The organism is Ammonifex thiophilus (genome assembly GCF_003368535.1).
Lineage (GTDB): Bacteria > Bacillota > Desulfotomaculia > Desulfotomaculales > Ammonificaceae > Ammonifex > Ammonifex thiophilus.
The window spans coordinates 1-21,360 of sequence record NZ_QSLN01000025.1 but is presented as its reverse complement, the minus strand read 5'-3'; the positions used below and the strand labels follow the sequence as shown (position 1 = coordinate 21,360).

Genomic DNA, 21,360 nt, shown 5'->3' with positions numbered 1-21,360 from the left:
GGGTTGACCTGGTGGTTTCGGATGACCATAGGGGGCTGGTAAACGCCATTATGATCCACTTTCAGGGGGCGAGTTGGCAGCGGTGCCAGACGCATTTTGTCCGCAACATTCTGGAAGCGTGTCCCAAGTCCTGGCAGAAGCAGCTTCATGCTCGCCTTAGACACATTTTTGAAGCGCCGGATATGGATACGGCAAGACTACTCCTGGAGGAGGTGGTGCAAGAGTTTGAGGCCGTAGCGCCCAGGGCAATAGAGAGACTTGAAGCTGGTTTTGAGGATGCCATGGCGGTTATGGCTCTGCCGGAACCGGTTAGGCGGCGCTTGCGTACGACCAATGCCATGGAACGCCTGAACCGCGAAATTCGCCGGCGGGAGAGGGTAGTAGGGATTTTCCCCAATGAAGAAGCGGCGTTGAGACTGATTGGTGCGGTGCTCATGGAGATAGACGAGGCTTGGGCAACCGGCCACCGCTACCTGGACATGACGGAGTACTGGACATGGAGGCAGGAGCAAGAACGAACAGAAGCAGCAAAAACCAACAAGACTAAGAAAGGGGCAGCTTAACAAGGCTCTAATAAGCTCCAAAGGCTACCAGAGGGATTTTACACACAAAATTGGACTTGACCCTGGATTTCACACCTTTGCCCACGAAAGCCTAGCAAATTGGTTAGCTGCTAACAACCCCCGTAGGCCCCCTTCACCGTGCCCAGAATGGTGAAGTGAGAGTAGTCGACCGGGTATTTCTTTTGGGCTGCCGAGGTGGTGTGCCCAAAGGGCTGAGGATAGAGAACTTCTTTGCCCCGCACGGCCGAACGTCCAACTTCACAAAGTCCGGGGCAGCCATCGAGACAGGTGACGCACATACCGCTCAAGTAGCTGCGGTGTGTCCCGGTGCGGAGTCTGGTCTGCGTCGCCGGAGTAGCATTTAGTCCCTCGCTGAAACTCATTTCGATACCAGTCCCTCCCCCTGCCGGTTTCTGATTTTGAAGCGCTGGCCTTAATGATATTCCATTTTCTCCGCCGAGACAATATCCGGCTTTTTTTACCATCAGCAAAGAAGGAATTTTTATTATCTCCAACAAACTTGATCGCAGTAGTAAGAACAATTACGCGAAGGAGTGGGAAAATGAGCTACACGGCGGAAGAGCTCAGGGCCAAGCTTGTGGAGATGTATCCAGAGCTTAAAAAGTGCGATATTGCGGTAGATCTGGAGTTCGATGAGGGAAGGGACGCGTGGGTTGTGACTTTCAAAAAAGGGACGGCTCAGCGCCACGCCTTCCTGGCCAAAAAAGATGCCGACGCTTGTATGGAGGGGCGCGTTTGTATCTACCTGGGAGTCCTAATCGCCCAATACGTGAAGGACATGGAAGAAGAACTGAGGTGCGTTTAAAAAGCCGGGGCATATTGCCCCGGCTTAACCTTTTAGCGAACGCCGTAAAAGCTCAAGGTGGCAGTACAGATTACCTTATCGTACTCTCCTTCTTTACCAAGAGTGTCGTCGGTGTGGCGTACGTAAAAGAGCCAGTGCCCCGGCTGGTCCAAAGTGATTTTCAGCTTTCCCGCGGAGTCGGCGCGGCGGGTCCAGGCCCAATCCTTTCCTTCCCGCAGGCTCCAGTTGGCCTTGACCTCCGCCCCCGGCAGAGGCTGACCCCGGTAGTAGACCTCCAGCACCAACTCGCTCCCCAACCGGTAGGGGCCGGGAACGGCCACCAGCTCCAGCTCGTGCCCCAGCCGCACGGGCGACGCCGGGATTACGGCCGTTTCCTCCTCGTGCAGATGCCCCACCTGCACGAAGGTCTTGGCGTACTGGTGATAGTAGCTCACTTCTTTGGCGTCGGGGAAATCCCGGCGCGTGCCCTGGCGGAAAAGTCCGCCTTTCAAGGCGATAGCGCCTACGTCGTTCTCCACCGTCACCGCCCAGAAGCCGTCCTCGTCGGGAACGAACTTCACCAGGTGAAAGGTGTTGTCTCCCGCGGTGACCGCCAGGTTGAGGCGCTTGCCCTCCGGTTTGAGCACCCAGGCGGAAAGACGGTTTAAATCTGCCAGGCCGTCCGGCCGCCCCGCGTGCCCGTAAAAAACACGGCAGCGAGTTTCCGTTCCCATGTGAAAATGGCTGGCCTCTGGTATCACCCAGATCTCGTGTCCCTGAACCACTCGCAGCATGGATTGCTCCCCCTCCCGGTTTGGCGTCGTTGGTTCAAGAAGAACTCCTCCTAGCAGCTTTTCTCCCCGGAGAGAAAAAATTCCTTCCCGGGCATAAATGTTTCATCTTCTGGCCCCCACCGCCCGGTGGGGGCCAGAAAACTGTTGCTGCCACAGTCCCAGCTTGACCAGAGGATTCGTTCCCGGCTGAGCGTAATCGCTGGGCGCCTCGCCCGGGGCCAGCTGGAACCGCTTGATCTCGGTGATGAAGAGCTCCGGGCGGTCAAGGTATTGGAGCAGCCAGAGGTCCAGCTTCAAGCGGCTTTCCCAAGGAAAACTCTTCGCCATATCGACACCGCTCTGCTCGTAAGCTTTGCCGAAGTCGAAAGCCAGTACCAGCCCTTCTCCCCGTTGCTGCGCCGGGTGGTAACGGAAGTAAATGCCGGCCAAGTTCTTGGCCTCCGGCTTGAGCCGGGCCTTAGCGGCCTCGTTCATCGGAATCACCGCCATGCCCCCCTTGCCCGGGGTGGTGTTGAGCACGACTTGCAGAGCGTCCTCCTTACACCAGGGAGGAAGGGCCAGCACGTAGTAGCTCTCCCCCGGAGAAAGAGGGAAGTGTCGCTTAAGGTACTCGGCAATGAGGTAGCCGCTGGTAACACCGGGGCAGAGATGGTCGTGGAAAAGAGCCGATTGGATGAGCTCCGGCGGAGCGCCGTGCGCCACCAGATTGGCTATGGTCACAATACCGAACTCAAAACCGTCAAAGATCTTGGCCTGCACCTTCTGGTTCCACTGCTGTGGATGGGATAAAAGATGTTCCGCCGCGATATTCTCACAAGCCACTTTGGACCAAAGCGCCGCCTGCCCGAGCGGCTGGCCAGCGGGCCGGTTCAAAAGCTGGAGCGCAACGGATCGATCTAGTTCCAAAAAGACCCCTTGGCCGCTTTTCTTGTCCCAGAAGAAAAACCACAAGGGGCGGGTGTCAGCCGTGTGCACTCGCAGCAGGTTACCTTTGCCCTCGGTGCAAGCGGTTAAGGCCATGATGCCGTCGAGGCAAGGTAGGGTAGATTTTCCCCCCGGGTTAACGTAGCCGGCGTTGGTAAGCACCAGTAAGTCGACGGGGGTGCCCAGGTGAGAAAGAGCTTTTTTAGCCGCCTGCTCCCCTACTTCCCGCCAAAAGAAATAGCTGGGCTCCGCTCCGGGCGGAGGAGCAGGGAAAACCACCTCCGCAACGCGCCGATCCGGATGCCAATTGACCGCACCTCCCAAAACTTCCACCAGCGCGCGCAGGGGGACCAGAGTTCTTCCCCCAGAAATTACCGGGGAGGTGTCGAAGGCCACTTCCTGCCCGTTAACCAGCACCTTGACCGGGAAAAATTGTTGCGCTGCGGCATACACTCCTCCCACCGACAGCAGCGCCAACCCCATCAGCACAGCCACCAAACGAAGCCGCATAATATCCACCTCCTATATGGTCGGGCCTTTCTTCGCTTGCCTGCCGCTTCGAAAGACTAACGCGGGAACCTCGTTGGCTCGCCCAGATTCCAACTCCCGCCGCACTTCCGCCAGCTTCTCCGCCCATCCCTCCATTTCCCCGAGTGCGCGCACCTCCACCGCTCCGCCCTGGAACTCTCCTTTCACCTCCCCCATGCGCTCTTCCAGCCAGCCCTCGATTTCCAGATAGACCTCCTTGAGCCGGGCCAGGAGCTCCGGATCGGCCTGCCAGAGTTCCCGGCTGGCGGCCTCCAGCAGCCGCCGTGCGATCTCCTCCAGCGCCCAGGGGTTGTTTTCCTGGAAGAACTTTCGGTTCTCCTCGTCCAAGACGAACTTTTGGGCGATCCCGTCGAAGACCCAGTTCTCCACCTGGCGGGTGGTGGCCTGCCAGCCGTACATGTGGTTGACGCGGCTGGAGATGTCCCCCGCTCCTTTGTAACCGTGGCGCTTCTTGCCCTCGATCCAGGCCGGGTTTAAAAGCCGGGTGTGGGCGATGCGGGAAAGCTCCTCGCGTAAGGTGCGGATCACCGGCCGGTCGGGATCGTGGGTGGCGCCGAAAAAGGTCTTGGGCTCCTGCCCGGAGGCCACTTTGGCCGCTACGGTGAAGCCGCCGTGCACCCCGTAGATGTGGCAGCAGTCCAGAAGGTCGATTTCGTCCGAGTCGAACTTTTCGAAGGTGACGCTTACCCGGCGGCACCGGTCCACCAGCTCGGCGGGCGCCTTGCGGGCGTAAACTCCCTCACCGTAGGCGTAGCCCGTCCAGTGGAAATAGACCTCCGCCAGGTCCTGCTCTTCTTTCCAGGCGGAAGAGGCCACCGCCAGCTCCACACCCGTGCCGTAAGTCCCCGGAGCGGAAGAAAACACGCGCAAGGTGGCCAGCTTCCGCGCTTCCTCCTCCCCGTGCTTGACCCGGAGCTCGGCCTCCCTCTCCAGCACGTGCTTGCGCACGAAGTTCTGCTCCGGCGGCTCCTCCAGCTCCGCCACCATCTTCACCGCCTGGTCGATAAGCTCGAAAGCCCTGGGCATCCCGTCGCGCAGGATGGAAGAAAGGTTCACCAGGCAGTCGATGCGGGGACGCCCCAGCTTCTCCAGGGGAATGGGTTTGAGCGACACCATCCGTCCGGCCACCCAGACCGGCTCCACCCCGAGGGTATAGAGGATCTGGGCGATGAGCTCCCCGTCAGCCCGGAAGGGGTCCATGGCCCGCAGGGTGAAGCCTATGGTCTCCGGGTAGGAGCCGTCCTCGCCCCGGGAGCGGGCGATGAGCTCCTCCGCCAGCCGCTTCCCCACCTCCCAGGCGGCCGCGGTGGGAATGCGCCACGGGTCGATGGAATACATATTGCGCCCCGTGGGCAGGACCTCCACCTTGCCCCGGGCCAGTGCCCCGGAGGCACCGGGAGGTATAAACTCACCCGCCAGGCCCCGCAGCAAGTTTTCCACTTCATCGGTCGTGCGCCGCACAAGAGGCACAATGCGCAGGGCTTTGGCCAGCACTTTGGTCAAAGAATCTTTGGCACCATCATCCAAGGAAAGGCCCCGCTTCCGGGCGAAGCGGGAAAGGCACTCCCGGGCTTGGGCCAAAGCCTCGTCCACCGCCTCTTCCGGCAGGTTCTCCACCCTGCCCAGGATTTCCTTGCCCAGCTGATCAATTTCCTCCAAAAGTTTCCCGTGGCTCACCCCAGCCGCGGGAAGGAAAGCCTGCGGCTCCTTGAGCAGAAGGTCGTAATCCAGCCCCAGGTACCGGGCCAGAACCCGTCGCCAAGAAGGGCAATCGGGCTGATCCAGCCGCAAAACAGCGTTTAGTAGCTCGGCCAAGGCCTCGCCTTCCGGCGCCTCGCCTATGATGTGCAGACCGTCTCGGAACTGGCTCTCCCGAAGAAGAGTGAGCTTTTCGTGCAAAACCTCGGGGTCTGGAGTCTCGTCCTCGGCGCATAGGCCGGTCCTCCGCGCTTTTTCCGCGATCTGCGCCCGGATTATCTCGGCACGCCCCTTCTCCTTGAGGCTTACCGCCTTCTGGTAGTCTTCCAATAACTCCTCCAGGTCGGCAAGTTCGCCGGAAAGGCGCATACTGGCCAGAACCGGCGGCAGGTGGTCAACGATGACGGCAGCTGAGCGGCGCTTGGCCACCACCGCCTCCATGGGGTTGGTCAAATTGTACAGGTAAAGGTGGGGTACCTTGCCTAGAGAAATGCGAGGGAAGCAGGCTTCGGACAGGGCTGTGGTCTTTCCGGGCAAGAGCTCCAGCACCCCGTGGGTGCCCACGTGCACCACTACGTCGGTGCCGAACTCCTCTTCCAGCCACTTGTGCCAGGCGATCCACTGGTGTGGCGGCGGTACATCCGGATCGTGAAGGATCTTGCAGACTTCCCCGTCGCACTTGGAGCCGGCGCAGCCCCGCTTGGGCTGTACCCCGATAAACACGTTGCCGCTGACGATCCCAGGGATGACTACCTGACCCCGGTAAAGGCCCAGGGCAAGCTTCTGCACCCCGGAAGCCCTCTCCGCCTCCCGCGGGTCTCCCCAAGCCGCCGCCACCTTCTCGCGGGCCTCCCTCGGGAGCTCCTCAAACCACTGCAGGTACTTTTGCAAAGGAACCAGAGCCGCTGCCCCGCCCTTGGCCACTATTTCGTCGAGCGTGGTCCAGCGGAAGTCGGGGAGCGCTTTCCGCCCCAGGATGGCTTCCGCCAGCTCCCGCCCGCTCTCCGGCACCCAGTCCACCCGGTAGCCTTCCTCCTTCAAGCGCTTCAAAATACGGGCCAAGCTTTCCAGGGAGTCCAGCCCGAAGGCCGTGCCCACCGTGGCCTCCACGCTCTTGCAGGGAGAGTTGAGGAGGATAAAAGCCACCTTCTTCTCGCAGTTGGGCTTGCGCCGGAGCTTTAGCCAGTGGAAAAGCCTATCGACCAGGTAACTCACCTGCTCCGGTAGGGGGCGGGCGCGGGGGAACTCCCCTTCATCCTCGGCCACGCTCACCAGCCAGGGCTCGATGAGCCCGTCGAACTCCGGCAAGGTGATGCTGATGATCACCTGCGGTAAATTTAAGCCCTGCGGGTCCTCTTGCCACTGGGCTTCCGTTTGCCGGGCCGCGTGGATCATCTTTAAGATGGGCACGTTGAGCTCTAAGAGCACATCATCAGCCGGCTCCCGGTTTAAGGCGACTACCTCCCGGCGTGTCTTTAAGAAAAAGGCGCTATAGGCTATAAGGGCCTCGATGATCGGCTTCCCATTGCGGAAGAAAAACTGGCGGATCACTTCGTCGTTTCTCACCTGCCCGAACCAGCCGTCGCTGAAAACGGGTATTACCCCGGCCCCGCGCCTTTCGATCTCCTGAATGATGGCGTCGTACCCCGCCAGGTTCTCCTCTACCCAGAAGACGCGGGGGAATAAAAGCCCCACTAGCGGCCCTTTCTCTCCGTACCAGGCCAGGTACTCCTCCAGCGAGGTGAAGCAGCCTTGGGCCCGAGGGTGATAGATCCCCGCCCAGGGAAGCTCCTGGGGAGCAGGGGCGGAGCCGGCCGGCATCCTGCCCGCCAGCTCCCCCAGCCACCTGAAGAAGGCCTTGAAGTTCTCCTTACCCCCATAGAGGTGGTAGGTGATCGCTCGCTGGGCCGCCTCCGGCGCCACATTGCCCAGGGTGGCCACCTCGACGGTCACCGGCACCAGCGGTTTTTGCAGTTCCTCTTTTAGCCTCCCGAAAAACTCTCCTAACGCCTTAAACTCCGGCGGGAAGCTGAAGAAGACGGCGTCCGCCTCCTTTTGAGCAAACTCAAGCCATTCCGGCGGGGGAAGGGGCATACCTGCCGCCGGTGGCTGAGAGTAGCGAAACTCTATCGGCAGCCCCGCCTCCGCCAACTCGGCCACCGCCTCCTGATAAACGCGGCCAACGGCGCTGGGGCCGTAAATTACCCGAAAACCAGCGATTTTAAGCATTTCTCCACCTCCCTAGCTCCCCAGGGAAATAGTGCGCAGGTAAGAGTAGGTCCCGGGCATGCCTCCCTCCAGCACGAAGCCCCTGAGATCTTTTCTGGCCACCGTCACCGCCTCCTGGTTATAAAGGAAGATCCCCGGCGCCTGCTCCTTCAGGAGCTCCTGCAGCCGGTAGAATAGCTGCCGACGCGCCTCGGGCTCGACCGTGCTGTAGAGTTTGTTCACCAACTCCTGGATCTGCCGGTTTTCCAGCACGCAGTACTCTGGGCGCTGGGTGCCGAAGTAGTAGCCGAACCAGGGGGTGGGATCGTTGTGGGGGCAGATGCCGCCCAGTTCGATGAGGTCGTAGTTCCGCTGCTTTAAGGCATCGAAACGAGCAGCCGACTCCAGCACCCGCACCTCCACGTCAATCCCCACCTTCTTTAAGTCCGCCTGCACCGCCTCGGCGATAGCCTTGCCCTCCTCGTAGAGGGTGGAGGCGATGAGGGTCACCCGGAATTTTTTACCGTTCTTTTCCAGCACACCGTCGCCACCGGGCTTCCAGCCGGCCTGGGAGAGGAGCTCCCGGGCTTTGTCCGGGTTGTAGGTGTACCACTCCAAATCGGGCTTGCGGATGTACTCGTGGGCTGGGGAAGAAAGGGGCCCTTTCAAAGCGGAGGTGGCAATCTCCCGGCCCACCACCGACTCGATGATGCGCTTGACGTCCACCGCGTAGCAGACCGCCTGGCGCACGCGCAGGTCGCTGAAAGGCTCGCGGTAGGTGTTGAAGGCTATCCAGTTCATGCAGGGGCTGGCCTTGCGGTAGATAGAGAACTTGCCCGTCTTCTCCATCTCCCGGATGGCATTTACGAGAAGATAATCGGCAACGTCTATCTCACCACTTTGCAGGGCCATGGCCCGGGTCTGGTGGTCGGGGATGACCTTGAAGACGACAGTTTTGATTTTGGGTTTGGTTTCCCAGTAATTTTCGTTGCTCTCGAAAATTAGCTCCTGCTCCTTCTGCCATTCTTTGAAAACGAAGGGACCGGTTCCGATAGGCGCTTTGAACTTGCCTTCCGCATCGAAGGAGGTGGGGGAGAAGATCTCCGCCGTGGTCAGATCGTAGGGGAGGATGGCGTAGGGGCGCTTGAAGACCAGCTTGACCGTGTAGTCGTCCGGCGTCTCTATCCGCTCCAGCGGCCAGAAGATGCGCTTGCTTTTGGCCAGGTACTCCAGGGAAAACTTCACCGCCGCCGCGTTAAAGGGGGTGCCGTCGGAGAACTGGACTCCTTTTTTGAGCTTCACGGTCCAGGTCTTTCCCTGATCATCCGAGCTCCAGCTCTCCGCCAGCCGCCCCTTGAGGTTGAAGTCCTGATCCAGATAGAGCAAGGGCTCATAGATCAGGTAACGCTGGGAATCGGGGCCTCCCTTGCCAAAAACACCGGGATCGAGCGAGGCGATGTCTTTCCGGATGCCTACCTTGATCACTTCCCCGGCGGCCTTGGGCGGCTCTTGTCTGGCCCCGCAGCCGGAAAGGAACAGGCCGATTGCCAGAAGTACCGGTAGTATCCAGTGGACTTTCTTTCCAGCCATTTACTCTCCCTCCTTGCATGCGATGATGGTGGTGGAAGCGGAGTCGCCCACGGAGACTTCTTTTTCTACGACGAAGCCCGCCCCGGCTAGCATCTCCGCCATTTCCCGGCAGGTGCAGACGTGCGAGGCCGGGTTGCCTAAGGCCAGCAGCAGGGCGAAAAGGGCCGCCCGCTCCGGGCGGGTGCGGGTATCGTCCAAAAACCAGTGCTTGGTGAAAAGGTAGCCGCCGGGCTTCAGCGCCCGGTAGACCTTGGCCAGCACTTCCCTGGTCTTGGCCGGCGGGCCGTAGAAAACGTCAAAGGTCAAAACTATATCCTGCTCCCCAGGAAGTTCGTCGGCGTAAAAGTTGCCGGGGAGAAAGTTAACCTCTGTGCCGTACCTCCTGGCGTATTCCCGGGTAACCTCTTCCACGTGCGGCAGATCGAAGACGGTGACCTCCAGCTCCGGCTTGAGCCTTTTAAGGGCGATGGCGTAAAGCCCGTGCCCCCCTCCCAGGTCTAAAAGCTTTTGCGCCCCAGCGAAGCAAGGGTGCTTAGCCACCAACTCCACCGTGGTAGCGAAGCCCTTGTGGCTCAGCGTAGCTTGAGCCATGGCGTGGATAAAGGAAGGGTTAAACACTTCGCCGGGATTGCCCGGCCGCCGTATGGTATCCCCTTTTAGCCAATCCCCGATCCGTTCCCACTGCCGGCGCCGCTCCGGCGCTAGCTGCAGCCGCAGCAGATCTTTCTGACAAAAGCAGCTCTGCGAGCAGAGAAAGGTCTGGGACAGGAGGCTGTTGCCGTAAGCCTCTCCTTCCTTCTCTAGCAGGCCCAAGGCTGCCAGGGCGTCGAGCAACAGCTTCAGTCGCTCCGGCAGCACCTCGAACTCCGCCGCCAGCTCTTCCGGCCTCCTGGGGCCGGCGGCCAGCTTGTCGAAAATCCCCAACTCGAACGCCTGGGCCAGCACCAGGGAGCGCTGGTAACCCCTGGCCATATCGGCCAGAGCCTCTCCCCCTACTGGGGGCAGGAAAGCATCCAAACAACTCATTCCCTCTCCCTCCTCAGAGCGCCTCATTCTATCCACGTCCTTTCTAGGCTCGGCTTGAAGAAGGGGTCCAACGTTAGACCCTGTACTTCTTTTCTGGTGGCGTAGAGGCAGAGGTCGTGGTAGAGAGGGCACAGGGGAACCTCTTCGGCCACCAGCCGCTGCAGCCGGTCGTATAACTCCTTTCTCCTGGCCGGATCGAGCTCGGCCGCCGCCTGCTCCACCAGCCGGTCCGCCTCCGGGTTCCGGTAGCCCAAACCCCGCTCTCGGTTCATCGACCCCCGTGAATAAATCCACCGGCCGAAGAAGAAATCGGGGTCTCCGGTCATCAAGGTGTAAGGTGTTAAAGTAAGGTCATATTCACCCTTTTTGAGCGCCTCCTTCCAAGCGCCCATTTCCAGCATCTTAAGCTCGACCTCGAAGCCAAGCTCTTTGAGTTCTGCCTGTAAAACTTCGGCCAAGGATCTGTAAGGCCAGCGGTTGGCCAAGGAGGAATTGACCACCAGCAGCACCTTGCGCGGCTCTTTGCCTTTAGCTCGCTCGGCCAGTTCGCGGGCCTTTTGCTTGTCCGTTGTCCACAGCCCCTTCACCACCCACCGTTTGGCCAGCGGCGTGAAGAGGGTGTCCGCTGGCTCGCCATGGCCGCCCAGCACCTCTTTAACCAGCTGCTGGCGGTCTACAGTCAGGCTCACCGCCTGGCGGAGACGCACATCGTTAAACGGGGGCTTCTGGTTGTTGAAGAGCAGGTAGTGGGTAGTGGTAACCGGGCGAGAGAGTAGAACCAGGCGGGGGTCGCCCTGGATTATCGGAGCCTGCTCCGGCAGGACACCGCCCACATCGGCTATAGCCTGGATGGCGCCGGTCTGCAGGGCGGCCAGGCGGGTGGAAGGATCGGGGATGACTTTAAAGGTCACCTTTTCCAGCCTGGGTCTGCCCCGCCAGTAGTCGTCGTTGCGCACCACGGTCAGGGCCTCGCCCTTTTTGTACTCGGCGAACTTGAAAGGACCGGTACCGTAAGGGTGAAGAATCTTCCCCTCGGCATCGAAGCTCTGCGGGCTGAAAATGGGACAGCCGTGGTAGGCCACTTTAGCAGGAAAGGCGGGCTCGGGCCGCCGGAAGACGAACCTCACTTCCCGCTCGCCCACCGCCTCCACCCTCTCAAGGTGGGTGAAGGTACCGTACTCGTCCAGCTTGGGGTGGCGGGCTATGCGCCGGACGCTTTCCACTACTGCCCGCGCGTCCAGCGGGGTACCATCGTGAAACTTGATGCCCGGGCGCAGATAAACGGTCCAAACCTTTCCAGTGTCGTCAGGCACCAGCTTTTCCGCCAGGTGAGGCACGGGCTCAAGATCCTCGTTGAGCACGGTCAAGCTCTCCCATATGCCGGTGCTGCCGTGGGCGAAACCGGGGCTCTGCTCCCCCGCATAGAAGTCCCGGCCGGCACCGATGACCAGGCTCTGCTCGCCTGAGGGAGCAGGCTTCGACCGGCCGCAACCGCCCAGGAGGAGCAGGAGCAGGATTGTCAAGCTTACCAAAATTTTTCTTCCGCGCGCCACAAGTTTGCGCCTCCTTCAGAAGAGAAAATGGGGCTTGATGTCCAGCACCGGCGAGCCGGGAAGAGCGTCTAGGCCCCGAACCAGAAGAGTGCTCCCTTCCAGGTCGATTAGCTGAACTACAGTGATGGCTATGGGATTGGGGCGCAGAGGAGCCCGGCTGCTGAAGACGCCGTGCAGTTTCAGCGACCGGCCCCTTCCCCGGGGCATCGTTTTCGCCAGAATGGGTTTGAACTGCAAAGTGTCCCGGTCAATTTCGCTGTGGTGCAGCCACCAGACGATGGTAAGGAAAAGGTGATCCTCGACCCCCGCCAGCCCGGGAGCAAACTCGTCGTAAACGATCACCTCTTTGATCCCTTTGCCCCGACTCTGCCCGACTTCTCCTATGGGCCGGACGACGAACTCTCTTTTTATCAAGCGGCCAACCCCCCTCTCAAACGACCATGTGGCAAGCCACTAGATGCCCTCCTTTTATTTCTCTCAGAACCGGCTCTTCCCACCGGCAGAGCTCCTGGGCCTGAGGGCACCGGGGGTGAAAGCGGCAACCCGACGGAGGGTTGGCCGGGTCGGGCGGCTCTCCTTTCACTGCCGGCTCCAGCGTAGCCCTGTTTCGCGGGTCGGGCGGCAGCACCGAGCGCCACAGGGCGCGGGTGTAGGGGTGACGGGCCTGGGAAAGCGCCTCAGCCGGCAGGATTTCCATGATCTTTCCCAGGTACATCACCGCCACCCGGTCGGCCAGGCAGCTCACCGCCGCCAGGTCGTGCGAGATAAAGAGGTAAGAGAGCCGGAACCGCTCCTTCAACTCCCGGAAGAGCTTCAGGATCTGCGCCCGGATGGAAACGTCCAGGCTGGAAACGGGCTCGTCGCAGACGATGAGCTTCGGCTGCAGGGCCAGCGCCCGGGCGAGGTTGACGCGCTGGCGTTGCCCGCCGGAGAGCTCGTGCGGGTACTTGGCCGCTTCTTCCGGATTTAGCCCCACGAGCTGCAAAAGCTCTCTTACCTGCTCCCGCCGCTCGGAGCGCGGTACACCGAAGTTGGCCAGGGGCTCCTCGACGCTGGCCCCCACCGTCCGCCTCGGGTTTAAAGAGGAGTAAGCGTCCTGGAAGACGATCTGCAGATGCCGGCGCCGCTCCCGGAGCTCCTTCTCTCCGCAGGTGGCGATATTTACGCCTTCAAAGATCACCTCCCCTGCGGTGGGCTCTTCCAGCCGCAATATCAGCCGCCCCAGGGTGCTCTTGCCACAGCCGCTTTCCCCCACCAGGCCCAGAGTTTCCCCCGGCGCTAGGGAGAAAGAAACCCCATCTACCGCCCGGATCGTCTCCCGCCGGGCCAAGCCTCTTTTCCTCACGTAGTGCTTGACCAGACCCTTCACTTCCAGAAGTTTCAACCTTCATCCCTCGCCATGTAGGGGTAGTGGCAGGCCACCAGTTGTCCCGGGGCTACCTTTAAAAGTTCCGGCCTCCTTTTCCGGCACTCCTCCCGTGCTTCCGGGCAGCGGGGGAGAAAGGGGCACCTGTCGTCGGGGAGGCCTAAAAGCGAAGGAGGTTGCCCCTCGATGGGCACCAGCTCCTCCCCTGGCCGGGGCACGGAACGAAGCAGGGCGCGGGTGTAAGGGTGGGCGGGTCGCTCGAATACCTCCGTCACCGGGCCGCACTCCACGATCGATCCGGCGTACATCACCGCCACCTCGTCGGCCATAGCCGCCACCACCCCTAGGTCGTGGGTTATGAGCAGAAGGGCCATTCCCAGCTCCCGCTGCAACCGTTTGAGCTCGGCCAAAATCTGGGCCTGCACGGTGACGTCCAAAGCGGTGGTGGGCTCGTCGGCCACCAGCACTCGCGGGCGCAAAAGAAGCGCCATGGCCAAGCTCACCCGCTGGCGCATTCCGCCGGAGAGTTGAAAAGGATAGGAGCGCATGAGCCTCTCCGGCTCGGGCAGCCCCAGGCGGTAAAGGAGCTCCGCCGCCCGCCGGCGGGCTTCCTTCCAGGGCAGGCCTTCGTGCGCCACCACCGTCTCCGCCAGCTGCAACCCCACGGTCAGCACCGGGTTTAAAGAGGTCAGCGAGTCCTGGAAGACCAAAGCCACTTCCTTTCCCCGCACCCGCCGGAGCTCCGAGGACGCGAGCTTTAAGAGGTCGCGGCCGTTGAGCCAGACCTCCCCGGAAACGATCTTTCCAGGAGGCTCGACCAGCCGCAGAAGCGATAGGGCGGTGACGCTCTTGCCGCAACCGCTTTCTCCCACCAGGCACAGGGTCTTCCCGGGGGCCAGGGAGAAACTCACCTGCTCCACCGCCCGGACGACCCCCTGGGAAGTGTGAAAATAGGTGGAAAGGTTTTTTACCCGCAAAACCGGGGTGGCCATTGCCCTGCCTCCTCAGAGCCTGGTGGTCAGGCGCGGGTCCAGCGCGTCCCGGAGACCGTCGCCCAGCAGGTTGAAGGCTAGCACCACCGTCATGATGCAAAGGCCGGGATAAAGGGTGAGCTGCGGCGCTACTTGCAGGTAAGGACGGCCGTCGTTGAGCATGGCGCCCCACTCTGGCGTGGGCGGCTGGGCGCCCAGCCCCAGGAAAGAAAGCCCGGAGATGGCCAGGATGAGCTTGCCCATATCCAGCGTGGCCAGAACGATCACCGGGGAAAGCACGTTGGGCAGGATGTGCCGTATGATGATGCCCCACCGGGAGGTGCCGCAGGCCCGCGCTGCCAGGACGAACTCTTTTTCTTTCACCGCAAGGACCATCCCCCGAATGACCCGGGCGTACCCCACCCACCAAACCAGAGCCAGCGCCAGCATAACGTTCAAAAGCCCCGGCCCCAGGGTCCCAGCGATGACCAGCGCCAAGACCAGTCCCGGGAAGGCCAGCAGTATATCCACCAGCCGCATGATGAGGTTGTCCACCCAGCCGCCGCAGTAGCCCGCCAGAATGCCCAGGGGAAGGCCGAGGAGCAGGACGGCCGTGAGGGCCAGAGCCGCCGTGCCGAGTGACACCCGGGCGCCGTAGATGAGTCGCGATAAGATGCAGCGGCCCAGGTGGTCGGTGCCCAGAGGGTACTGAGCGCTGGGTGGCGCCAGCCGGTGTTGCAGATCTACTTTCACCGGGTCGTTGGGGGCCAGGTAAGGAGCCAGGACAGCCACCGCCACCACGATCGAGAGCATAACCAGCCCTGCCAGGGCCAGCCGGTCGCGCTTCAACCTCGCCCAGGCGGAGTCCCCCCGAACCGCCGCTCCCTCTCCGGCAGCCCTTTCCCAGCACCCGGCACCCCTTTCCGCTTCCCTGACCAGCCCCATAACCTTTAGCTCCCCTTCCCCAGACGGATGCGCGGGTCGAGCAAGACATAAGACAAATCCACCACCAGGTTGACCAGCACGAACACCACGGACATGAAAAGGGCGTACCCCTGAATTACCGGGTAGTCGCGGTTAAAAATGGAGTCCACCGCGAACTTTCCCACCCCCGGCCAGGCGAATATGGTTTCCACGATGACCACTCCCCCCAGCAAGTGCCCGAAGCTCAGGCCCAGGAGGGTCACCACCGGCAGGAGGGCGTTTTTAAGGGCGTGGCGCCCGATCACCCACTTCTCCGGCAAGCCCTTGGCCCGCGCCACCTTGATGTAATCCTGCCCCAGCGCGTCCAGCATCCCGGCCCTTAAAATTCGGGCGTAGACGGCGGCCAGACCGAAGCCTAGGGTCACCGCTGGCAGCACCAGGTGCTCCAACCCACCTCGCCCCATAACTGGCAGCACCCTCAGCTTCACCGCGAAGAGGTAAATGAGCACAAGCCCCAGCCAAAACCCGGGAAGAGAAGCGCCCAGGAGAGCTCCTAGGCGGCTCAAGTGGTCGAGCCAGGCGTGGCGGTAAAGGGCAGAAAGAATGCCCAGCGGCAGGGCCAGGCAGAGCATGAAGAGCGTGGCCGCCAAAGCGAGCTCCAGCGTGGCCGGGAAGCGGGAGAGGAGCTCCTCCACTACCGGCCGCCCGGTGCGAAAGGAGCGGCCCCAGTCCCCGTGCAGCACCCGCCACAGCCAGCGCCCGTACTGTAGGTAAAGGGGGTCGTTTAAACCCAACTCTTCCCGCAGAGCCTCCACCGCTTCCCTGGTAGGCTCTACCCCACCGGAGCGCAGGATGAGCCCCGCCGGGTCGCCCGGCGCCAGGTTGATAAGCAGGAAGGTGATAAGGGACACCCCCAGCATCACCGGGACAAGATAAAGGAGCCGCTTCAGGAGATAGCCCAGCAAAACTGCCTTCACCCCCCAAGGGGTAAGGGCAGGGGGATAATCCCCCTGCCGGTTACTGGATCACCACCTGCCGGTGGGCCTCATCCCACTCGGCCTTGAAGCCCAGGGCTTGGGCCAGGAAGCGGTAGGGGAGCATGGTCCGCCCGTTAACGATCTCTGGCGCCGCATCCATGGACACCTCCACTCCCTGCACCGTGTAGCTTTTCTCCCCCACCCGGAACTGCACCACCCTCCGGGGGGTGAGCAGGGTGACGGTGCCGGCTGCTTCGTCCCAGAGAATGTCGCTGTCCTTCAATCCCACAGCCCGGGCCAGGTAGCGCACCGGAGCGTACACCCGCCCGTCCTTTATGTAGGGGACCACATCCATTACTTCTTCCCTGTCGCCCACCAGGTACTTGCTGCTGCCCACGGTAAAGACCGCCCGCACCTTCACCTCCCGGGGAGCCGGGGTGAGGCACTGAGCTATCACCAGCGGGAGCCGGTTCTGCCGGTCGGCAAAGAGCTCCATGGTCTCGCTCAAGGCCGTTCCTTTAATCTCCAGCTCTACCGGCCCCTCTGGCACGGTCCGGTCGGAAGTCAGGAGAATGTTCCGGACGATGAGGGTACTGCCCACCCTTTCTTTTTTGTCCCCCTTCTCCTCGGTAACGCCTACCACGCTGGAACGCTCGATGGGGATCACCAGAGCCCGGTCATTATCCGCCAACTGGATGCCAGCCTGGTAGAGCTCCAGATCTCCGGAGGTCACTTGCACGGTGGGAAGCTGAGCGAAGCGCACTCCGGGCGGGAGCTCGAGTTCCAGGTAGGCCCGATCTCCCGACGCGTCGCGCGCCCGCAGGGCACCGGGGAAGTTCTCTTTAACGGTCACTTCGCCCACCGGTTGGTCGGGAAGGCCGATCCGGATGTCCCCTCCAGCCGCGGCCAGGGTGACCGGCGAGCGGACCTGCGCCACCGAGGCGCTGCCGCTTAGGCGGGAGCACTTGACCGTCACCTTAATCTCCGCCGGAGCGTAAACCGCCAAGTCCACCGTGGCCCCTTCGAAGCAAAGGGAAAGACGGTCGACCCCGGTGTTCTCTATCCGGTAAACAAGCGTTCTTCCCTCATTTTGCCGGTCGAGGAAGGTGAGGCTGGCCTCCCCAGCTTCGCAGAATACCTCAGGCAACCGGTTCCATTTGACCCCTTCGGGCAAAGTGAGGTGGAGGGAGCGGCCCGAGGGCAGATCGTTGGGCATCCCTTCCAGCACGGCAAAGCTCCCCAGCACCTGGTCGCGCCGTCCGGTCACCACCGTGGTCTTGCTCCGGGCCACTACTTTGAGTCCGGGAACCAGGTACCTGGCCACGGTGACCTCGGCCACCCTTTCCCCGCCCACGCCGGGGTTGGTGCCGCCGTAAAACACCTTAACCTCGCAGCCCTCCATCAGGTTCTTGTCCACTTTAACCGTGGCCTTGATCACCAGCTGACCGGGAAGTTTTCCTTCCCCCGGAGCACCGGGATCCGCGCTACTCCTCCCTATCTTGAGGTAGAGAGCGCTGCCACCGCTGGCATCGGTCTTCACCTCATAGCCCACGCTATCGGAGCCGAACCCCCCCCTGGGGGATGAGCTTCACTTGATCCCAGACGAACCCCGGGCTCAAAGTGAGCTTCACCGTGTTCCGGGTCAGAAAGTCCTCACCGTTGACCCGCAGGGCGCCGGGCGCATCCTCCTTGAGAGTGATGTCGGCCAGAGATCCTCCGCTCTCGGTGATCTGGGTGGGAAGATCGGCACTTATGGAGCTGCGGGCGGACAGTTGCAACTTGGCCACGGTAACCGATCCGGAGGAGAAGCCGCTGCGTGAAGGGGCGTCCAGGGTGGCTTTAATGTCGAGGGGTTTGAACTCCTCCGCCGCCTGGGGCTGCAAAAGCACCTGGTCAAAGTAGATGGTGGCTTTAAAGCAGGTCTTGGTCGGTATCCAGTTCTTATTAACCTTGAGGGTGAAAGAAGAAGGGCTCACCGCCTGCAAGAGCATGTCGGGCCCCAGACCGGCCCAGTCACCGTAGCTGTAAACCTCTCGGTTTACAGTGAATCCATTTTCGTCAAACTCCACTTTGTAAGTGGCGCCGGATACAGAATAGGGTAAATAAGTGGGTGGGAAATAAATCCTTATGCTTTTCAGCTTGACCCAGGAAGGAAGTGAAATCGTTACCCAGTCGTTCTCTTTAATCGAGCCGGCGTTTTTCTCGCTTATGTAAAGGGCGCCTAGCTCCACCGTATCGCCCGTTTTCACCGTGTCCAGGAAAAGGTTGGGGCACCAGAGGGCGCTGTTGCTGGTCTCCGCCCAGGCCCTCTGACTACTGGTAAACAAGACCAGAAAGGAAAGCAGGAAGGCAACGCTTAGAAGTAGCGCTATACGCATAAAAACTTTCCCCCTCTCCCCTACAAACAATTTTTGCTAGCTAAACCTACACACTTACACTTGCTCCGATCTTTTAACAACTTATTAATCGTGCTTTCTCGACAAAATATCACCTCCAAAAAGCTAAAAAGGACCACGGCTTGTTTGGGCCTTCGTGGTCCCTTTGGTTTAATTTGATAGTCAATACTCTTTGTGGCGGATCCGTCCCGCCGTTCAAGCCTACTATTACCGCTCACTGTCTCTTTTGTCAATACAGCTAGGCGCGAATAGCCGAAAAAGAGGCTTTATCTGCACATATCTTGTAGTTCACGGAACATTCGAGTAGAAATCTCTCCTGCAGGATCCCGTTTTCCAGAACCAGCAGGCGCTCGGCCACCTTCAGGGCCAAAGTCATGTTGTGGGTGATCAGGAGCATGGCGAAGCCCCGGCTGTTCTGCAGGCCCTTGAGCAGGCGCAAAAGGTTGGCCTGGGTGGAGACGTCCAGCGCCGAGGTTATCTCGTCCGCTATCAGCAGCTTGGGCTCCATCACCAGAGCGCGGGCGATGCACACCCGCTGGCGCTGCCCGCCGCTGAGTTCGCAGCAGAACCGGCCCAGGAAGCCCTCATCGATGGGTAGCTGCACAGCGGCCAGCGCCTCTTTTACCTTTTCTTCCCTCTCCTCCGGGGGACCGAGGCGGTTGATGTCTAGGGGCTCGCGCACCGCTTCCAGCACCCGGAAGCGGTGGCTCAGGGCGCTGAAGGGGTCTTGAAAGACGATCTGAATGCCCCCGGGACGAGAGCTGAGGTTGTTGCCTTTGAGCTTCACTCCTTGAAAGCGGACTTCGCCCGCCAGGGGCGTTAAAACTCCCGCCAGTATGTGAGCCAAAGTGGACTTGCCCGAACCCGAGCGCCCCACCAGGGCCACCGTCTCCCCTTCCCTGACGCTCAGATCGACCCCCTTCAGCACCTATAGGCGCCTGCCCCGCGCCAGCTGGTACTCATGCCGTATCCCTTTAGCTTCCAGCAGGGTCACTATCCCGCCCCGGTGGCAGGCCACCCGGCGGCCACCAGGCAGAGGAGCCAGTCCCGGTGCTTCCTGTCGGCACTTCTCCACCGCCTGGGTGCAGCGGGGATGAAAGGCGCAGCCGGAGGGAAGCTTGAGGCCGGGTGTCTCTCCCGGTATGCCCCACAGATCGCGGTAGGGGAACAGGTGGGGGGTGGAGCTGATGAGCCCCCGGGTGTAGGGATGCATAGGACGAGCTATAACCTCTTCAGTTGGTCCCTCTTCCACCACTCTGCCGGCGTACATAACCAGCAGGCGGGAGGTGAGGCGAGCCACGGCGGAGAGATCGTGCGAGATCAGAAGCAGGGAGAAGCCGTATCTGTTCTGGAGTTCGGCCAGTAGACGCAGTATCTCCTCCCGGGAGTCGGGGTCCAGGGAGCTGGTGGGCTCGTCCACCAGAAGGATCTCCGGCTCGCAGGCCAGGGCTAAGGCTAGAAGTGCTCGCTGGCGCATTCCGCCGGAAAGTTGGTGCGGGTAGCGGCAGGCCCACTCTCCCCCTAGACCCACCATCTCCAGCAACTCTTGAGAGCGCTTTTCCGCCTCGCGCCGACCAAGCCCCAAGTGGCGGCGCAAAGGCTCGGCTATCTGCTCGCCCACGCTCAGCATGGGGTTCAGCACCTCGGCCGAATTCTGGAAGACCATGGCGATGTGGCGCCAGCGGAAGAGATCTTTTTCCGCCTCGCTCAGCTCCAAAAGGTTTTTTCCCCGAAAGCTGACCGAGCCGGAAACCCGGGCCGTGGGAGGCAAAAGTCCCATGACGGCCAGGGCCAGAGTGGTCTTGCCGCATCCTGACTCCCCCACCAACCCCACCGCCTCCCCTGCCGCTAGGGAAAAAGAGACTCCGTTCACCGCCTCGATCCGACCGCCTTCCGTGGCGAAGTGGCAGCAGAGCTTTTTCACTTCCAGCCGGCTCACACTCGCGCACCCCCAACACGCAGGCGCGGATCGGCAATCCGCTCTAGGTCCCGCCCCAGAAAGGTGATGGCCAGGAGAAGTAGGGTCAGGGCCAGCCACGGAGCCACCAGCCACCATTTCCAGTAGGGAGTGAAGAAGAGGCCTTTGAAGTTGGTGGCGTGGTAGAGAATCTTGCCCCAGCTCTTCAATGTAGGATCTCCCAACCCGATAAAGGAAAGCCCCGCCTCGGCCACTATTCCTCTGGCCGCCAGGCGCAAAAGGCTTACCAGTATGACCGGCGCGAGCTCTGGGAGTAGGTGGCGGCGCAGGAGATAGCCCGTGCGAGCTCCAAAACTTCGGGCCGCCACGAGGTAAGTTTGCCTTTTGAGAACCAGAACCTGGGAGCGAACGATGCGGGCCGGGCGGGGCCAAGAAAACAGGGCCAGCGCCAGAATGACGTTTTCCAGGCGAGCTCCCAGGAAGGTCGCCAGCAGGATGAGCAGAGGGAGCTGCGGCACGACCAGCGCGATGTCGATCAGGCGCAAAAGGAGCCGGTCGAGCAACCCGCCGGTGTAACCGGCCAGAGCTCCTATGGCCCCTCCCCCCAGGCCCGCCAGCAGGGCCACCCCGAAGCCCACCAGCAGGCTCACCCGGGCGCCGTAGCACATCTGGGCCCAGAGATCGACCCCCAGCTCGTCTGTCCCTAACCAGTGCTCCCAGTCGGGTGGAGCAAGAGGGGGCCCGGAAACGGCGTGAGGAGAGTAGCGGCTGATCCAGGGAGCCAAAATCCCCACCGCCACCAGGAAAAGGAGGAAAAACAAACTTACATTGCCGGCCAAGCTCAACGGAGGCCAGAAAAAACTTGCCCGGCGGCCCGGTACCCGCATCGTCCTCTACCCCCTCAGCCATAGCGCAAGCGCGGGTCGAGATAGTGGCAGGCCAAGTCGGCCAAGGCGTTGGCCAGCAACACTGCCAGGGCCAGGACCAGAAAAATTCCCTGCATCAAAGGGTAGTCCTGCACCCGCACCGATTCTCGCAGCAGCATCCCCAGCCCGGGGTAGGCGAAGACGTTCTCCACCAGAACCGTGCCCCCCCCCC

20 protein-coding genes are annotated in these 21,360 nt (G+C 61.4%); 2 read left to right on the top strand and 18 right to left on the bottom strand.

Going from position 1 to position 21,360, the window contains the following annotated elements; genetic code table 11:
• A partial coding sequence (locus tag DXX99_RS10070) for an IS256 family transposase (RefSeq protein WP_205664700.1) occupies positions 1-563 on the top strand: 563 nt, incomplete at its 5' end.
• A gap of 110 nt (positions 564-673) precedes the next feature.
• On the opposite strand, the gene DXX99_RS10065 is transcribed toward DXX99_RS10070, so the two are convergent.
• Positions 674-946, bottom strand: a complete 273-nt coding sequence (locus tag DXX99_RS10065; RefSeq protein ID WP_205664699.1) for a hypothetical protein — start codon at positions 944-946, stop codon at positions 674-676.
• A gap of 179 nt (positions 947-1,125) precedes the next feature.
• Between DXX99_RS10065 and DXX99_RS10060 the strand changes: the two genes are divergently transcribed.
• Positions 1,126-1,389: a hypothetical protein gene (locus DXX99_RS10060; RefSeq protein WP_115793355.1), complete on the top strand. Its 264-nt coding sequence runs from the start codon at positions 1,126-1,128 to the stop codon at positions 1,387-1,389.
• A gap of 32 nt (positions 1,390-1,421) precedes the next feature.
• On the opposite strand, the gene DXX99_RS10055 is transcribed toward DXX99_RS10060, so the two are convergent.
• The 17 genes from DXX99_RS10055 to DXX99_RS09980 form a co-directional block, all read right to left on the bottom strand.
• Positions 1,422-2,162, bottom strand: a complete 741-nt coding sequence (locus tag DXX99_RS10055; RefSeq protein ID WP_115793354.1) for a DUF4198 domain-containing protein — start codon at positions 2,160-2,162, stop codon at positions 1,422-1,424.
• A 102-nt stretch (positions 2,163-2,264) separates the two neighbouring features.
• Complete coding sequence (locus DXX99_RS10050) at positions 2,265-3,596, bottom strand: FmdE family protein (protein WP_115793353.1); 1,332 nt, start codon at positions 3,594-3,596, stop codon at positions 2,265-2,267.
• A gap of 12 nt (positions 3,597-3,608) precedes the next feature.
• Positions 3,609-7,562: a cobaltochelatase subunit CobN gene (gene cobN / locus DXX99_RS10045; protein WP_115793352.1), complete on the bottom strand. Its 3,954-nt coding sequence runs from the start codon at positions 7,560-7,562 to the stop codon at positions 3,609-3,611.
• Positions 7,563-7,574: 12 nt separating this feature from the next.
• Positions 7,575-9,131 (bottom strand): ABC transporter substrate-binding protein, encoded by a 1,557-nt coding sequence (locus DXX99_RS10040; protein WP_115793351.1) that lies wholly within the window; start codon positions 9,129-9,131, stop codon positions 7,575-7,577.
• A complete protein-coding gene (locus tag DXX99_RS10035; RefSeq protein WP_165847825.1) occupies positions 9,132-10,157 on the bottom strand; it encodes a methyltransferase in 1,026 nt (341 codons plus the stop codon).
• A 23-nt stretch (positions 10,158-10,180) separates the two neighbouring features.
• The gene (locus tag DXX99_RS10030; RefSeq protein WP_115793349.1) at positions 10,181-11,710 is read right to left on the bottom strand and encodes an ABC transporter substrate-binding protein; all 1,530 of its coding nucleotides are present in this window, start codon (positions 11,708-11,710) and stop codon (positions 10,181-10,183) included.
• A gap of 15 nt (positions 11,711-11,725) precedes the next feature.
• Entirely contained in the window at positions 11,726-12,124 is a 399-nt protein-coding gene (locus DXX99_RS10025; RefSeq protein ID WP_115793348.1) for a TrmO family methyltransferase domain-containing protein, read from the bottom strand.
• A 16-nt stretch (positions 12,125-12,140) separates the two neighbouring features.
• Entirely contained in the window at positions 12,141-13,094 is a 954-nt protein-coding gene (locus tag DXX99_RS10020) for an ABC transporter ATP-binding protein (protein ID WP_115793347.1), read from the bottom strand.
• Positions 13,091-14,068, bottom strand: a complete 978-nt coding sequence (locus DXX99_RS10015) for an ABC transporter ATP-binding protein (RefSeq protein ID WP_115793346.1) — start codon at positions 14,066-14,068, stop codon at positions 13,091-13,093. Before DXX99_RS10015 ends, DXX99_RS10020 begins: the two co-directional genes overlap by 4 nt.
• A gap of 12 nt (positions 14,069-14,080) precedes the next feature.
• The gene (gene nikC / locus DXX99_RS10010) at positions 14,081-14,992 is read right to left on the bottom strand and encodes a nickel ABC transporter permease subunit NikC (protein ID WP_115793345.1); all 912 of its coding nucleotides are present in this window, start codon (positions 14,990-14,992) and stop codon (positions 14,081-14,083) included.
• A gap of 5 nt (positions 14,993-14,997) precedes the next feature.
• Entirely contained in the window at positions 14,998-15,948 is a 951-nt protein-coding gene (gene nikB, locus DXX99_RS10005) for a nickel ABC transporter permease (RefSeq protein WP_240610903.1), read from the bottom strand.
• Between the two features lie 40 nt (positions 15,949-15,988).
• Positions 15,989-17,500: a copper amine oxidase N-terminal domain-containing protein gene (locus DXX99_RS11765; RefSeq protein ID WP_205664698.1), complete on the bottom strand. Its 1,512-nt coding sequence runs from the start codon at positions 17,498-17,500 to the stop codon at positions 15,989-15,991.
• Between the two features lies 1 nt (position 17,501).
• Positions 17,502-18,326 (bottom strand): hypothetical protein, encoded by an 825-nt coding sequence (locus tag DXX99_RS11760; protein ID WP_205664697.1) that lies wholly within the window; start codon positions 18,324-18,326, stop codon positions 17,502-17,504.
• A gap of 256 nt (positions 18,327-18,582) precedes the next feature.
• Positions 18,583-19,272, bottom strand: coding sequence for an ABC transporter ATP-binding protein (locus tag DXX99_RS09995; RefSeq protein ID WP_115793343.1), 690 nt, complete (start codon positions 19,270-19,272; stop codon positions 18,583-18,585).
• Entirely contained in the window at positions 19,273-20,283 is a 1,011-nt protein-coding gene (locus DXX99_RS09990; RefSeq protein ID WP_165847824.1) for an ABC transporter ATP-binding protein, read from the bottom strand. It lies immediately after the preceding gene.
• Positions 20,280-21,149: an ABC transporter permease gene (locus DXX99_RS09985; RefSeq protein WP_115793341.1), complete on the bottom strand. Its 870-nt coding sequence runs from the start codon at positions 21,147-21,149 to the stop codon at positions 20,280-20,282. Before DXX99_RS09985 ends, DXX99_RS09990 begins: the two co-directional genes overlap by 4 nt.
• 14 nt (positions 21,150-21,163) lie before the next feature.
• A partial coding sequence (locus DXX99_RS09980; protein WP_115793340.1) for an ABC transporter permease subunit occupies positions 21,164-21,360 on the bottom strand: 197 nt, incomplete at its 5' end.